The organism is Mycobacterium venezuelense, assembly GCF_054919535.1.
In genome coordinates, this window is the sequence record NZ_JBONDW010000025.1 from 32,012 (window position 1) to 44,870 (window position 12,859).

General features: G+C 65.2%; 14 protein-coding genes and 1 tRNA gene. 11 read left to right on the plus strand and 4 right to left on the minus strand.

Going from position 1 to position 12,859, the window contains the following annotated elements:
* Positions 1–80 precede the first annotated feature (80 nt).
* Positions 81–1,445 (minus strand): WS/DGAT/MGAT family O-acyltransferase, encoded by a 1,365-nt coding sequence (locus tag ACRCUN_RS29930; protein ID WP_462145251.1) that lies wholly within the window; start codon positions 1,443–1,445, stop codon positions 81–83.
* Between the two features lie 123 nt (positions 1,446–1,568).
* Here ACRCUN_RS29930 and ACRCUN_RS29935 point away from each other — a divergent pair, with 123 nt between their 5' ends.
* From ACRCUN_RS29935 to ACRCUN_RS29985, 11 genes are all read left to right on the plus strand, one after another.
* Complete coding sequence (locus ACRCUN_RS29935) at positions 1,569–1,979, plus strand: hypothetical protein (protein WP_462145252.1); 411 nt, start codon at positions 1,569–1,571, stop codon at positions 1,977–1,979.
* A complete protein-coding gene (locus ACRCUN_RS29940; protein ID WP_462145253.1) occupies positions 1,939–3,738 on the plus strand; it encodes a peroxidase family protein in 1,800 nt (599 codons plus the stop codon). Before ACRCUN_RS29935 ends, ACRCUN_RS29940 begins: the two co-directional genes overlap by 41 nt.
* On the plus strand, positions 3,735–4,205 hold the full coding sequence (locus ACRCUN_RS29945; RefSeq protein WP_462145254.1) for a hypothetical protein: 471 nt from the start codon (positions 3,735–3,737) through the stop codon (positions 4,203–4,205). Before ACRCUN_RS29940 ends, ACRCUN_RS29945 begins: the two co-directional genes overlap by 4 nt.
* Before the next feature lie 5 nt (positions 4,206–4,210).
* Positions 4,211–5,560, plus strand: a complete 1,350-nt coding sequence (locus tag ACRCUN_RS29950) for a hypothetical protein (RefSeq protein WP_462145255.1) — start codon at positions 4,211–4,213, stop codon at positions 5,558–5,560.
* Positions 5,557–6,972: a Dyp-type peroxidase gene (locus ACRCUN_RS29955; protein WP_462145256.1), complete on the plus strand. Its 1,416-nt coding sequence runs from the start codon at positions 5,557–5,559 to the stop codon at positions 6,970–6,972. The genes ACRCUN_RS29950 and ACRCUN_RS29955 overlap by 4 nt, the downstream gene beginning before the upstream one ends.
* Positions 6,969–7,433 carry a DoxX family membrane protein gene (locus tag ACRCUN_RS29960; RefSeq protein WP_462145257.1) on the plus strand — a complete coding sequence of 155 codons (465 nt, stop codon included), beginning with the start codon at positions 6,969–6,971 and terminating at the stop codon, positions 7,431–7,433. Before ACRCUN_RS29955 ends, ACRCUN_RS29960 begins: the two co-directional genes overlap by 4 nt.
* The gene (locus ACRCUN_RS29965) at positions 7,390–7,947 is read left to right on the plus strand and encodes a nitroreductase family deazaflavin-dependent oxidoreductase (protein ID WP_462145258.1); all 558 of its coding nucleotides are present in this window, start codon (positions 7,390–7,392) and stop codon (positions 7,945–7,947) included. The genes ACRCUN_RS29960 and ACRCUN_RS29965 overlap by 44 nt, the downstream gene beginning before the upstream one ends.
* 243 nt (positions 7,948–8,190) lie before the next feature.
* Complete coding sequence (locus ACRCUN_RS29970) at positions 8,191–9,201, plus strand: peptidoglycan-binding domain-containing protein (RefSeq protein ID WP_462145259.1); 1,011 nt, start codon at positions 8,191–8,193, stop codon at positions 9,199–9,201.
* A 238-nt stretch (positions 9,202–9,439) separates the two neighbouring features.
* The gene (locus ACRCUN_RS29975) at positions 9,440–9,721 is read left to right on the plus strand and encodes a hypothetical protein (RefSeq protein ID WP_462145260.1); all 282 of its coding nucleotides are present in this window, start codon (positions 9,440–9,442) and stop codon (positions 9,719–9,721) included.
* A gap of 62 nt (positions 9,722–9,783) precedes the next feature.
* A complete protein-coding gene (locus tag ACRCUN_RS29980) occupies positions 9,784–10,848 on the plus strand; it encodes a WXG100 family type VII secretion target (RefSeq protein WP_462145261.1) in 1,065 nt (354 codons plus the stop codon).
* 26 nt (positions 10,849–10,874) lie between these two features.
* Positions 10,875–11,435: a hypothetical protein gene (locus tag ACRCUN_RS29985; protein ID WP_462145262.1), complete on the plus strand. Its 561-nt coding sequence runs from the start codon at positions 10,875–10,877 to the stop codon at positions 11,433–11,435.
* 164 nt (positions 11,436–11,599) lie between these two features.
* Here the strand turns inward: ACRCUN_RS29985 and ACRCUN_RS29990 are convergent.
* The 3 genes from ACRCUN_RS29990 to ACRCUN_RS30000 form a co-directional block, all read right to left on the minus strand.
* Positions 11,600–11,690 (minus strand) — tRNA-Ser (locus tag ACRCUN_RS29990).
* 128 nt (positions 11,691–11,818) lie between these two features.
* Complete coding sequence (locus ACRCUN_RS29995) at positions 11,819–12,271, minus strand: nucleoside deaminase (RefSeq protein WP_462145263.1); 453 nt, start codon at positions 12,269–12,271, stop codon at positions 11,819–11,821.
* A complete protein-coding gene (locus ACRCUN_RS30000) occupies positions 12,268–12,774 on the minus strand; it encodes a tRNA adenosine deaminase-associated protein (RefSeq protein ID WP_085142898.1) in 507 nt (168 codons plus the stop codon). Before ACRCUN_RS30000 ends, ACRCUN_RS29995 begins: the two co-directional genes overlap by 4 nt.
* Between the last annotated feature and the right edge of the window lie 85 nt (positions 12,775–12,859).

Genomic DNA, 12,859 nt, shown 5'->3' on the forward strand with positions numbered 1-12,859 from the left:
AGGGCGTCGGCGCCGTTATCCGTCACGGCAACCATTTTGCGCGATACGGCGTATTTGGTCTACCCATTACGCCTTTGCGTTCATGCGCCGGTGGCGCGCTCGAGCGCTTTGAGCGAGCTCTCGAGATGGCTGAGCATCCGCTGCAGATGCGGAACGCTGCGGCGGCAGCCGACGAGCCCGAAGTCGAGGTTGCGCGCATTGCTGACCACCGTGATGTTCATGGCCTGGCCATCCAGCGCGATCGAAAGCGGATAGTTACCGTCGAGGCGCGCGCCGCGCCAATACAGCGGTTGGCGCGGACCGGGCACATTCGAGATCACGATGTTGAACGGCGGTGCGGTCGCCCGCGTGAACCCCGGCACGCCTGCCAGTCCCAGCGGCGCGATCATGAGCGCCGACAACGCCAAGGCCTGCACGCGCGGCAGCTCGGAGAAGATCTTCTTGTTGTCGCGCATCGACTGGCTGATCACCGAGAGCCGGTCGGCGGGATCCTCGCGGTCGGTGCCGAGGTTGCACAGGATCGTGCCGACCATGTTGCCGCCGGCGTCGGCCTCGCTCTCCGAGCGCAGGCTCACCGGAACCATCGCGACAAGCGGGCGGTCCGGCAATGCGTCCTGCTCGGTCAGGTACGCGCGTAACGCACCGGCGCACATCCCGAGCACCACGTCGTTGATCGTGACGCCGGCCGCCGACTTGACCCGGTGGAACCGTTCGAGGGGCCACGACTGGGCGGCGACGCGGCGGGCGCCGCCGATCTTGACGTTGAACATCGTCTTCGGGGCGCCGAACGGCAAGGTGAGTTGCTGCTCGAGAAGAGCTGCGCGGGCCAGCTTCAGCGTCGACGGCGCGAGCGCGGCGACCGAGGATGCCGTGTCCGCCGCGGTTCGCAACATCGACGTAGGCGAGCCGCCCTGGTGAGCGCGCTTGCGGCGCGGCAGCGTCCATGGCACACGAACCTCGGTGTCATCTGGGTCCTCGGTCAGCGTGCGCTGGATGAGCTTGATCGCCGAGACCCCGTCGATCAGTGCGTGGTGCAGTTTGGTGTACACCGCGAAGCGGCCGTCCTGCAGACCTTCGATCAGGTGGGCCTCCCACAGCGGCCGGTGCCGGTCGAGCAGGCCGCTGTGCAACCGCGACGTGAGCTCCAACAGGTCGCGCACCCGGCCGGGCGACGGCAACGCCGAGCGGCGCAGGTGGTAGTCGAGGTCCACGTCGTTGTCGAAGGCCCAGCCCACATTGGCGATGCCGCCGAGGATCGTCGCCGGATGCTTGCGGAACACCGGCTGGAAGTCGGTGTGCGCGATCATCTCCTCGTACAGGTCACGCACGAAGCTCGGGCTCGCGTCCTGCGGCGGCTCATACAGCGCCAGCCCGCCGACGTGGAACGGATGCTCACGCGTTTCGGCGATCAAGAACATCGAATCGGTCGGCGACATGAGCTCCATGCGCCCATTCAACGCGGATCCGGTCCGCGCCGGGCGAAAACAGGTAGCCGACTACTCGTTCGATCTCGCGGGTGTGGCCGCACGATCTATCCACACGCCGAGTCGTCGAGTGGAGGTGTCCGGGTGTCGATCCCAACGGCCGCGCGCAAGACGCTCGCAGTGATCAGGATTCTCAACGGGACGGCCGGGCTGCTGGCCCCGGAGAAGCTGTTGACCCGATTGGGGGTCGATACGACCGCGGACCGCTCCGGCACCTACCCATTCCGGATGTTCGGCATCCGAACCGTTCTCATCGGGCTCGACCTTCTCGTGCTCAGCGGCGACGAACTGCGTCGGGCCGAAAAGCTCGCGGTACTCATCCACGCCACCGACACTGTGTCTGCCGCCGTCACCGCAGCCCGCGGCGACCTGCCACGCAAACAGGGACGGGTGGCTGTCGTCATCTCCGCAATCAACACCGCACTTGCCATCGCCGCTTGGAAAGGAGGCCAGGATGCCATCACTGCTCATGAGGTGGTCCATCAAAGTCAGTGAGGCGGTCGACCGCCGGATCGGGTGGGACAAGCTGCCACCGTGGCTCGGGCTCGGCGCACTCATCGGGATCCGCGACGCGCTGCGCGAGCACAACCTCTACGACTCCTACCGCGGCAACCCGCCCGCGGCGCCGGACCACAAGCCCGCCGAGTACCTGACCGTCCGAACGGTCGACGGGTCTTACAACGATCTCGCCGCGCCATCGATGGGTATGGCGAACACCCGCTTCGGCCGCAATGTGCCGCTGGACAAGGGACATGCGGAGTCGATGCCGCAGCTGATGGACCCCAATCCGCGTGTCATCAGCAATGAGCTGCTGCGCCGAGACGAGTTCAAACCGGCCGAAACCCTGAATGTCCTTGCGGCGGCCTGGCTGCAGTTCGAAACTCGCGACTGGTTCAGCCACGACACCGATCCCAAGAAGATGATCGAGATTCCGGTGCCCGAGGGCGACACGGAATGGTCCGGTGACACGATCAACATTCCGTCGACGCCTGCCGACCCCAACCCGACACCCGGGCAGACGACGTTCATCAACACCGAGACCCACTGGTGGGATGCGTCGCAGATCTACGGCAGCACTCCGGACTTCCAGAATGCGATCCGAACGGACAAGAAGCTCAACGACGGCAAGGTGCGCATCGACGCCGACGGGTTCATCGAACTCGACCCGAAGTTGCTCGGGGCGTCCGGCGGGGCGGACGGCTGGTGGCTCGGCCTGGAACTCATGGGCACGATCTTCCTGCGCGAGCACAACGCGATCTGCGACCGGTTGAAGGCCGCCTATCCGACGTGGACCGGCGATCAGATCTTCAACAAGGCGCGCATGATCAACGCCGCACTGATCGCCAAGATCCACACCATCGAATGGACGCCCGCGATTCTCGGCCATCCGACGCTGCAGATCGGGATGCGCGCGAACTGGTTCGGACTCGCCGGCGAGCGCGTCAAGGAACTGTTCGGCCGGGTGAGCCCGAGCGAGGCGGTCAGCGGGGTCCTGGGGTCGGCCACCGACCACCACTCCGCGCCGTACTCCATCACCGAGGACTTCGTCACCGTCTACCGCATGCACCCGTTGGTGCCCGACGACTACGAATTTCTGAGCCTGTCGGGAGCCGCTGAACCGCAGCAGCTTTCGTTCGACAGTATTCACGGCGGCGCGAACTCGCGCGGTGTGCTCAAGAGCGTGGGGGCGGTGAACTGCCTGTACTCGCTCGGCGTGGCGCACCCGGGCGCGGTAACGCTGCACAACAGCCCGAACTTCATGCGCCGCTTCGACCGCACCGACAACCTGGTCATCGACCTGATCTCCACCGACCTCATCCGGTCCCGCGAGCGAGGGGTGCCGCGCTACAACGAGTTCCGCCGTCAGCTGCGGCTCAAGCCGGCCACGTCGTTCGAGGAGATCAGTGGTGGGGACCGCGACACTGCCATCAAGATGCGCGAGATCTACGGTGGTGACATCGAGAAGGTCGACGCGATGGTCGGCATGTTCGGCGAGAAGCTGCCTGACGGCTTCGGCTTCAGCGACACCGCGTTTCGCATCTTCGTGCTGATGGCGACCCGGCGACTCAAGAGCGACCGGTTCTTCACGGTCGACTTCACCCCACGCGTCTATACGCCGGAGGGCATGACGTGGATCGACGAGAACGACATGTGCTCGGTGCTGATCCGGCACTATCCCGAGCTCGAGCCCGTGCTGCGTGGGCAGCGCAACGCGTTCGCGCCGTGGGCGCGTCTGGGCAAGGCCAAGCGATGACAAGCCCAGGGCCGGAGCTGAACCGGGCGACACCGCTCAACGAGGCGGCGTTGCTTCGCTACAGCAACAGCATGCTCGACTCGCTGTTCCGGCAGTCGCCGGCCGGCCCCATACCCGACGGAGACACCAGCGGCACGCTGCTGGCTTGGCCGGGCACCTGGCTGGCCAAGCCGCTGGCGCTGCTCGTGCGGGTCATCGTGTGGCAGGGCAAGGTGCTCGACCGCCGCGAGGCGGTCTTGCGCAACAAGGTCACGCCGTTCGGTCTGCGTCTCGTCAAGGCCCGGCTGTCGGTTGCCGACAGCTGGGTCGACGGCGGCGACTGCGTCCTCATCGACTACTCGAAGACCTCGTGGCTCGCCCGGATGGTGCGCGACGAGATCCGGCTGGTGAGCCCCGGCCTCTACCTCGGCGTCGTATGGCTCTGGCGAAAACGCGTCGGGTGGTTCGTCATTCGCCCGACGGGGTGATACCGATGCCGCACCAGGAAGCCTTCACCGTACTCGCCGAAGTCAGCGGCGACCGACTGGACTCGCTGCGAGAACTGCTCGGGCGCATCCCCGAGCACGTCGAGCGGTGGGAAATCATGCCGTTCGAACGGCTCAGCGGCGTGCACTTCGCGAGGCTCGTTTTGTTCGACCCGACCGAGGATCTCGACGGCAAACCCGTGCCCGCGCAGCTCGCCCTGTTGACCGACGTCGACGCACCGCTCGGCAGGCACATCGACGAGCTGGCCACGGTCTGCGGACCGGGACTCGACGCAGTGTTCTCACACTGTGTCGGCTATCCGGTTCCGGCGTCGGTGAGTGATCGGCGGGCGTTCCTGCAGGCTCATGCCGTCAAGGCCGCCGCCGCCCACATCAACCGCCGGGGCCGCTCACTCGTGCAGATCCAGCAGGAAGATGTACTACAGCGCGAGATCAACGCGTTCCTGGATGCCAACGACTTCGGATCGCTGGACCCGGGGAAGATCAAGAGCGCGATCGCCGACTACGTGCGCGATCGAGACGACCTGGCCTGGGCGCTGCGGCCCGCCTCCCCACCTTCGCTGCTGTGGCGGGCCAAAGAGGCCACCCACCAGTACTTCTGGATCACCGCGTTCGCATTGGTGACCGTGTTGTTTCTGCCTCTGGTGATTCTCGGGCTCGGCCTCTTCGCGGTGCTGCTGCGCTACCACGAGAAGCGCGATGTGCCCGACACCCGCGCGGCCGCACCCGATGCGGTGCAGAAGTTCCGCGACGACGAGGACTTCTGGGCGCACAACCAGATCGTCGCCGTCGGGTTCCTCAAACCCGGACCGTTCCGGCGGCTGACCACCACCGCGATCCTGTTCCTCACCGACTACGCGACCCGCCACATCTATAACCGCGGAACGCTTTCCGGGCTCAACACCATTCATTTCGCCCGGTGGGTGCGGATGAACGACAACCGGGGCCTGTTCTTCTCCAGTAATTACGACGGCAGCCTGGAGAGCTACATGAACGATTTCATCGACAAGGCCTTCTGGGGACTCAACGCGATCTTCAGCAATGGCGAAGGGTTTCCGCGTACCCGCTTCCTGTTCTTCGGCGGCATCACCGACGAGAAGGCATACAAGCGGCTGTTGCCCACCCGTCAAGCCCCGAGCAACGTCTGGTACAGCGCCTACCCGCACCTGACGACAAAAAACATCGCGAACAACGAGGCGATCCGGCAGGGCCTGTCCGAGAAGACCGACGACGCCGGAACGCGCCGCTGGCTGCGCCGATTCGGATGTGGCAACGACCTTCCCGAATCCAACTGGGTGGCCAAGCGGCTCGACAGCATCCCATGGGACCGGCTATGACGCTGCAACTCGACGACATTCAGGGCATCATCCTGCACGGCTACGGCGCATTGGACAACGCGGCGTTCCTGCTGCTGGGGATCGACGACGTTGCGGCCGCCAAGCGCTGGATCGGTCGGCTTCCCCTGCGCGACAGCACCGTTCGGCCCGAACCGACCGACACGTGCACGAACATCGCCTTCACCCCGGCAGGCCTGGTGCGGCTGGGCCTGCCAGCCGAGCATGTCGGCATGCTGGCAGGCGAATTCCGGGAAGGCATGACCGGCACCGATCATCGCCGCCGCATCCTCGGTGATTACGACGGGAGTTCGCCGGACCATTGGCGCTGGGACGGCAGCGGCGTCGATGTGCTCCTGATGCTCTACGGGCGTGACGCGGAGGTGGTTTCCGGCCTCGAAGACCGTCACGATCTGTCCGGCAACGGGTTTCGCGTCATCTCGCGTATAGATTCGCTGACCTTGCCGGGACGCAAGGAGCACTTCGGTTTTCGGGACGGCATCTCGCAGCCGTTGATCGACGGCTACGACGCGGGCGGTCCGGCGGGCAACACCGTGGCGGCGGGCGAGTTCGTGCTCGGCTATCCGAATGCCTACGGGCAGTTCACCGACCGGCCCCTCATCGACCCCGCGTCCGACCCTCGCGGCCTACTGCCAGAGGCGGCCGACGATCGCGGCCGTCGCGATTTCGGTAAAGACGGCAGCTACCTGGTCGTCCGTCAGCTCAGACAGGATGTCGCCGGTTTCTGGAACAGCTTGGCCGACAGGTCCGGTGACGCGCTCGACCGAGTGCCCGCGTGCGTCGGCCTGGCGGCGAAAATGGTCGGCCGCTGGCCCAGCGGTGCACCGCTCGTGAAGGCGCCGACCGCGGACGATCCCGCGCTGGCCGACGACAACGACTTCATGTATTTCCGGTCCGAAGACGCGGACGGCCTCAAGTGCCCGATCGGCTCACACCTTCGACGGTCGAACCCGCGCGACGCGCTCGACCCGTTCCCCGGCTCCGACCGATCGATCGACGTCGGCAAGCGTCATCGCATCATCCGGCGCGGCCGGGTCTACGGGCCGCCGCTGGCCCCGTCGATGGAGCCCGCCGACCTGATCGGCGCGGCCGATGACGGCGTCGACCGCGGCCTGCACTTCATCTGCTTCAACACCCAGCTCGGCAGGCAGTTCGAGTTCATCCAGCACACCTGGGTCAACAGCACGAAGTTCGACGGCAGCTACGCCGAGGACGATCCGATCACGGGCCCGCGCGGCAACGGGCACGGTGAGGCCGGCGGCACCTTCACCGTGCAGCAGGAGCCGATCCGCAAGCGCGTCACGGGCCTGCCCCGCTTCGTCCGCACGGTCGGCGGCGCGTACTTCTTCATGCCAGGCATCGCGGCCACGCGCTATCTCGCGGCACTGCCATGACCGTGTGGCGGGATTGGGCACCGCTGCCGCTCCGCGTGTTTCTCGGCGGCGGACTCATCCTGCACGGCGGCATCAAGCTCTTCGCGCCCGGTGGCCACGCCAACATCGCCTACCTCGTCGGGCAACTCGGCGTGCCGTTCGCCGACTTCGTGGGATGGATCGTGGGCGTGGTCGAGTTCGGCGGTGGGATCGGCATCCTGCTCGGCGTTTTCTTCCGCGTCGCGACCATCGTCAACGCGCTCAACGTCGCGGGGCTGCTGGTGCTCGGTTTCATCGCGGGCGGCATCCCCGAGCCACTGCCGGGCGGCGATCCGCTGCCCGAGTTCCGGGAGGCACTCCTGATCCTCGCGGGCGTGGTGAGCCTGCTCATCAGCGGGCCCGGGCGGCTTGCGTTGGTCACGAAGTTGGGAGGCAGTCATGCGCGCTGGCACCGTGAACGGGATTCCGCGGGTCGAACTTGAGAACAGGCCCACCTGGAAGCGTGACATGGCGTGGTGGTTCGGCGGAAAGCTGTTCTCCACCAAGCCTTTCTCGACGATGTGGCGCAAACTCGTGGTGCCCTTGGAGGCGCCGGTCCAGAAGGCCACGGGTGGACGCTTGCGATTGAGTGTGGGTATCCCGGTCCTGGTGCTGACGTCGATCGGCGCCCGCAGTGTCAAGCGTTATGAGACGCCGCTCGCCTACTTCACCGACGGCGACGACGTCATCCTGATCGCGTCGAACTACGGCCGCGACCGTCATCCGGCCTGGTTCCACAACCTGCGAGCCCATCCCGACTGCGAACTTCACATCGGACCGCGCGGCGGATCCTTCGTCGCCCGCGAGGCCGAGGATGCCGACCGCGACCGGCTCTACGCCCTCGCCGCCGCTCGCCTGAATAAGGGTTGGAACGTCTACGAGCAGCGGACCGACGGGATCAGGACGATCCCCGTCATGCGGTTGGCAGAAAACCTGTCAGATCGCGTGCAGCAATAGGCTCCAGTTCAAGAAAGGACTCCCTCCATGCCGAATTCGGACCAATTCTCCGCCTTGGGACCTTCTTCTGCCGGTTCAGGCTTTCCCCATTCAGGATTCTCCACTGACGTGACCGTCCAGGTTTACGGCGTCAACGTCGTCGGCAACCGTGCCGGAGTGGTGGGTACATGCCACCCAGCAGGACTCGCAGCGGGGGCGACTAGTGGGAACGATCCACGCGAATCAGATGTGCAGGGAGTGGGCGTGTATGGCAGCGGCAACACGATCGGGGTTTACGGCAAGACCGTCAGCGGTGGAATCGTGCGCGTCGCCGGTGTGTACGGCCAGGACAACTCCGGGCAAATAGGCGTACTCGGTGCTGTCATGAGTGGCGGCACGGCCGTGGCAGGAGTAAACGTCAGCAGCCTCGGAAACCCGCTTAGCAGCTTCGATAACCTGCCCAACCCCGGTAGCGGAAGCGGAACTGGCGTCTTCGGTACGAGCGGGTCGGGCACTGGCGTCCACGGCACAAGCAACACCGGGTTCGGCCTTCACGGCGTCAGTGAGAGCAACACCGCGGTTGTCGCTTCCAGTACGTCGGGAATAGGTGTGCACGGCATAAGTGCGTCCAACACCGGGACAGTCGGCGACAGTACATCCGGCTGGGGTGTACATGGCATCAGTGAGACCAACACCGCGGTCGTCGGTTTCAGTACGTCAGGTTTTGGCTTACACGGCGACAGCAAGTCCAACACCGCTGTCGTCGGCACCAGTGAAACGGGCATCGGAGTGCACGGTATCGGCAAGGGCCCGGGTGAGGGCGTCCGAGGGTCGTCCACGAACGGCAACGGTGGTGTATTCGACTCTGAGCAGGCTGCTCCGATCCGCTTGCTACCCAGAAACATCGAGTCTCCTGAGGGGCAGATGAAGGGGATCGGGGGCGAGCTGCTCGTGACCATGAGTACCAGCGAATCGGGCGAAAACCTCGCGCTGTGGTTTTGCATTCGCGGGGGCGATGCGGTCTCGGCTTTGTGGGAACTCGTTGCTGGCGCAAGGCCGTTCCCCGGCACACCGGTTGCCGAGGGCGCACTGGGGGTCACCGTCAAGCGCATCCAGCGGCAGCTCAATCTGGTTGCTGCCTCCGGGTTGTTCTCTGACGGCGTTTTCGGTCCGCTGACCAAGCAGGCTGTAATCGACTTCCAGACCGCAGAACAAGTCAGCGCCGATGGGATCGTCGGACCAACAACTTGGAGCAGACTATTCGCGGTTATCTAGAAGCGCAGCGAACCATTAGCCCTCATTAGCTCAGCCAAACGCGCCCGCCCGGCTGGCGGTCCGCGACGGAGCAAATGGCCTCAAGTCCTGCCGTGCCCGTGTCGGATCATCCCGACTAGTTCGAGCTGACCTCGAAAATGCAAGTGGCCCTGCCTGATGCGGCGTACTCGAGACCGTACTGCCTCGGCAACGTTCAGGTACGCTCACGACCTGTGTGTTGGCCGGTTGGGGGATTGGCGTGGCAAACGAACTAGAAGTGAACGCGAGCGGTCTGCAGGCGGCCGCCGCCAGCAGTGAAGCTACCGCCCGGGCGGCGCTGGCCGGTGCCGAGCTCGGCGGGTTGTCGGCCTCGCGGCCCAGTAGCGCCGGCGTGGCCGCCGTGAACGCGGCGCTCACCGCGGCGCGCGGGCGGCAGTCCAGCCGGATCGCAGGCCAGGCCGGTGACATGTCGGCTAGCGGCGCCCGCTATGACACGACCGATGGCAACGAATCTGACGCGATCACGACGGTGTCCGTGTGAGCGCAGCGTCCTCCGGGTCGCTGCCCCGCCGGTCGGAGATCGAGGGCTGGGACACCCCGGACTTGACCAACGCGGCGGTGGGTTGGCGGACCGCGGCCACAGAGTCCGAAGAGGTTTTCGAACAGCATCGGCAGCACGTCGCAGCACCCGGTGGCACGACGTGGGAGGGCGACGCGAAGGATGCCGCGCTTGACCGCGTGACCGCCGACACGGCCGTCGTCGAGAGCCAGGTCCGCGTTCTGCGCGAGGCCGCCGACATCGCCGAGCACGGCGGCCAAGACATCCAAGCGGCGCGACGCAAAGCCGTGGAGGCCATCACCGCAGCCGAAAACGACGGCTTCCGCGTCGGCGAGAACCTCTCGATCACCGACACCCGCCGAGTCGACGTCTTCACCATGGCCGCACGCCAGACCGCTGCCACCGAACACGCCGAAGACGTCCGTTGGACCGCCGAGCAGCTCGTCCAGACCGACACACTCATCGGCCAACGCTTGCAAGCCAAGGCCACCGAACTGGACGGCATCCGGTTCGACGGCGAACGCGACGGCTCGATTCAGCTCGTCAGCAATGAGTTCAAAGAATCGCCAATTGACGACGCGAAACTCCTCACCAAAGAGCAGGCACTGGCAGCGTGGGAAAAACTTCAAGCCGACATCGCTTCCTACAACTCCAGATGCGCCGTGCAAATCGTCGGTCCGCTCCCGCCGCCGCAATACAGCGCTTGCCAAGCCGAATTAGCCTCGCTCGAGGCGCAGGAAGCGATACTCAGAGCCCGACTGGCCGACTTCGGCATCTACCCCGGCACGGGAGGGGACCTGACCTCGATCGCCACCCAGATCGGTCACGATGTTGCCGCGATTCCCAAAGGCGCGGGCGTGTCCCAGAATGCGACTCTGGCCCAGAGAGTCACCGACTTGCACCTCAGTCAGGCCGAGGCGGCAGAGGCAGTGAACATCGCTTCAAGAACCGCTTATGGCGCGACCGGTGGAATCGCGAACCTTCCTGATGGAACAAACATGGTGTTACCGGCGATGTTGCCCCAGCGGGTAGCGATGCAAGTATTCCCCGACGGATCCGTAAAGGTCTTCAAAGGTGACCTTTACCAATTCTTGCCGTACATTGGCTAAGCCCGACTGGAGCAAAGAGGTAATTAATGGATGCTCTTCAGAGAACTACGTTTTTCGATTTCGAAATTTACGTTCTGGCTTCGATGAAGCTGGGCATGCTCCCCAAACGCGCCGACATTGATGCGAAGCTGTCAGATTACGATCTTTCTCTGGAGGCCGCGGAGAGCATAGGCAATCGTGTCGTCCATGACCTCGGCAGCAACGCCTCACGGTTCCCTAGGTTGAAGGCGATAGTCGGAGCGGACCAAAGCGCCATCTCAGTGAGGCGCACCAGCGTGCTGTGGCCGCAGTTTGACTTCACCGCATCAGGCGACGAAAACGAGATACTCCGTTCAGTACGGTACGAATACGTTCGAGGTGCACTCCCCAAGGTCGATGATCCGACCGATGTCGCACCATGGAGTGCGGGCGTATCAGAGTTCGCAGATCGCTTCGGTCCACTCACGCTGCGCGATCAGTCACCGCCATTCCAGAAATATCTGCCCGCCCACGAACATTACGATTTCTCATGGAACGGTGACGAATACGGCGCGGCATTCAGTTGGGGAATATTCCTTTTTTCAGCCAAGCTGTGGCCTGAAGACTGAGACAACCTAGGCGATCTGACGACGTGAGTGGGTCGCCGAACAGTTCGATGTCGATTGTGTTGTAGGCCGGACGAAAGACCGCACCCTGCACAGCCCGACTCATCCGAAGATGCACACCAAACACGAAAAACGCCCCGTCACCTGCGCTGACAGGTGAGGAGTTATGGCGGTGGCGGAGGGATTTGAACCCTCGGACGGGGGTTACCCGTCACACGCTTTCGAGGCGTGCTCCTTAGGCCGCTCGGACACGCCACCGTGTGGCAGCTTACCGGGCGAGCCGCGTAGGCCCTAATCGCGCTGGACAGCACGCTGACTGTGCAACCATGGCGAGAAATCGGCCGAGCAGGCGCCGCAGCCGCACACTGGGCGCCGTGAGCGCACACTCAGCGCTGACGCGCGAAGAAGTCCTCGAGTAGGCCCGCGCATTGGTCGGCCAGGACCCCGCCAACCACCTCGGGCCGGTGGTTGAGCCTGCGGTCGCGAACCACGTCCCACAGCGAGCCGACGGCGCCGGTCTTGGGTTCCCACGCCCCGAACACCACGCGCGCCACGCGGGCCAAGACCAGTGCTCCGGCGCACATCGTGCACGGTTCCACGGTCACGGCCAGCGTTGTGCCTTCCAACCGCCAGCCATCGCCGAGCACGACGGCCGCGGCCCGCATCGCCACCATCTCGGCGTGTGCGGTCGGATCGCCCAGCAACTCGCGCGCATTGCCCGCCCTCGCGAGTTCGGTGCCGTCGGGTGCGAACACGACGGCTCCGATCGGCACGTCGCGGGGGCCTGCCGACCCGGCGGCGTCGAGCGCGGCGCGGATCAGCTGTTCGTCGGATCTCACCGATTGAGGCGGTCCAGCACGGCCGACAGTTCGTCGGCAAAACCCATCTCGCGGGCGATTCGGCCGATCTGCTCGTCGGCATAGAGGTCGGTTTCGTCGAGGATGACGCTGAGCACCGCATCGGGCAGGCCGATGTCGGACAGCAACCCGAGGTCGCCTTCTTCGAACGGGTCGGCGTCGTCGAGGTCGTCCGGTTCGATGTCGGCGTCGAGTTTCTCCAGGACCTCGGCGGCGATGTCGTAGTCCAGCGCGGCCGTGGCGTCCGACAGCAGCAGCCGCGTTCCGGCCGGCGCGGGCCGCACGATCACGAAGAACTCGTCATCGATGTCGAGCAAGCCGAACACCGCCCCTGCGCTGCGCATCTCGCGCAGTTCGGTCTCAGCGACACTCAAACTGTTGAGCGCGCCGCGGCGCATGGGCATACACCGCCACTTGCCGTCCTCTCGGACAACGGCCACGCCGAAGCCGTCGGGCAGGTCTGCCGGCGCGCGCTGTGCTCCCATGTGCGCCTACGGTAGTCGCCGACCAGCGAGTTTGACCAGGGATCACCCTCGTCGCCGGCCGGGGCGATGTGCCAACCTTTATTCG

Excerpts from the sequence above, each read along its gene's own strand:
- ACRCUN_RS29950 (WP_462145255.1), top strand. The coding sequence starts at position 4,211 with ATGCCGCACCAGGAAGCCTTCACCGTACTCGCCGAAGTCAGCGGCGAC.
- ACRCUN_RS29930 (WP_462145251.1), bottom strand. The coding sequence starts at position 1,445 with ATGGAGCTCATGTCGCCGACCGATTCGATGTTCTTGATCGCCGAAACG.
- ACRCUN_RS29960 (WP_462145257.1), top strand. The coding sequence starts at position 6,969 with ATGACCGTGTGGCGGGATTGGGCACCGCTGCCGCTCCGCGTGTTTCTC.
- ACRCUN_RS29985 (WP_462145262.1), top strand. The coding sequence starts at position 10,875 with ATGGATGCTCTTCAGAGAACTACGTTTTTCGATTTCGAAATTTACGTT.
- ACRCUN_RS30000 (WP_085142898.1), bottom strand. The coding sequence starts at position 12,774 with ATGGGAGCACAGCGCGCGCCGGCAGACCTGCCCGACGGCTTCGGCGTG.
- ACRCUN_RS29940 (WP_462145253.1), top strand. The coding sequence starts at position 1,939 with ATGCCATCACTGCTCATGAGGTGGTCCATCAAAGTCAGTGAGGCGGTC.
- ACRCUN_RS29965 (WP_462145258.1), top strand. The coding sequence starts at position 7,390 with ATGCGCGCTGGCACCGTGAACGGGATTCCGCGGGTCGAACTTGAGAAC.
- ACRCUN_RS29955 (WP_462145256.1), top strand. The coding sequence starts at position 5,557 with ATGACGCTGCAACTCGACGACATTCAGGGCATCATCCTGCACGGCTAC.
- ACRCUN_RS29945 (WP_462145254.1), top strand. The coding sequence starts at position 3,735 with ATGACAAGCCCAGGGCCGGAGCTGAACCGGGCGACACCGCTCAACGAG.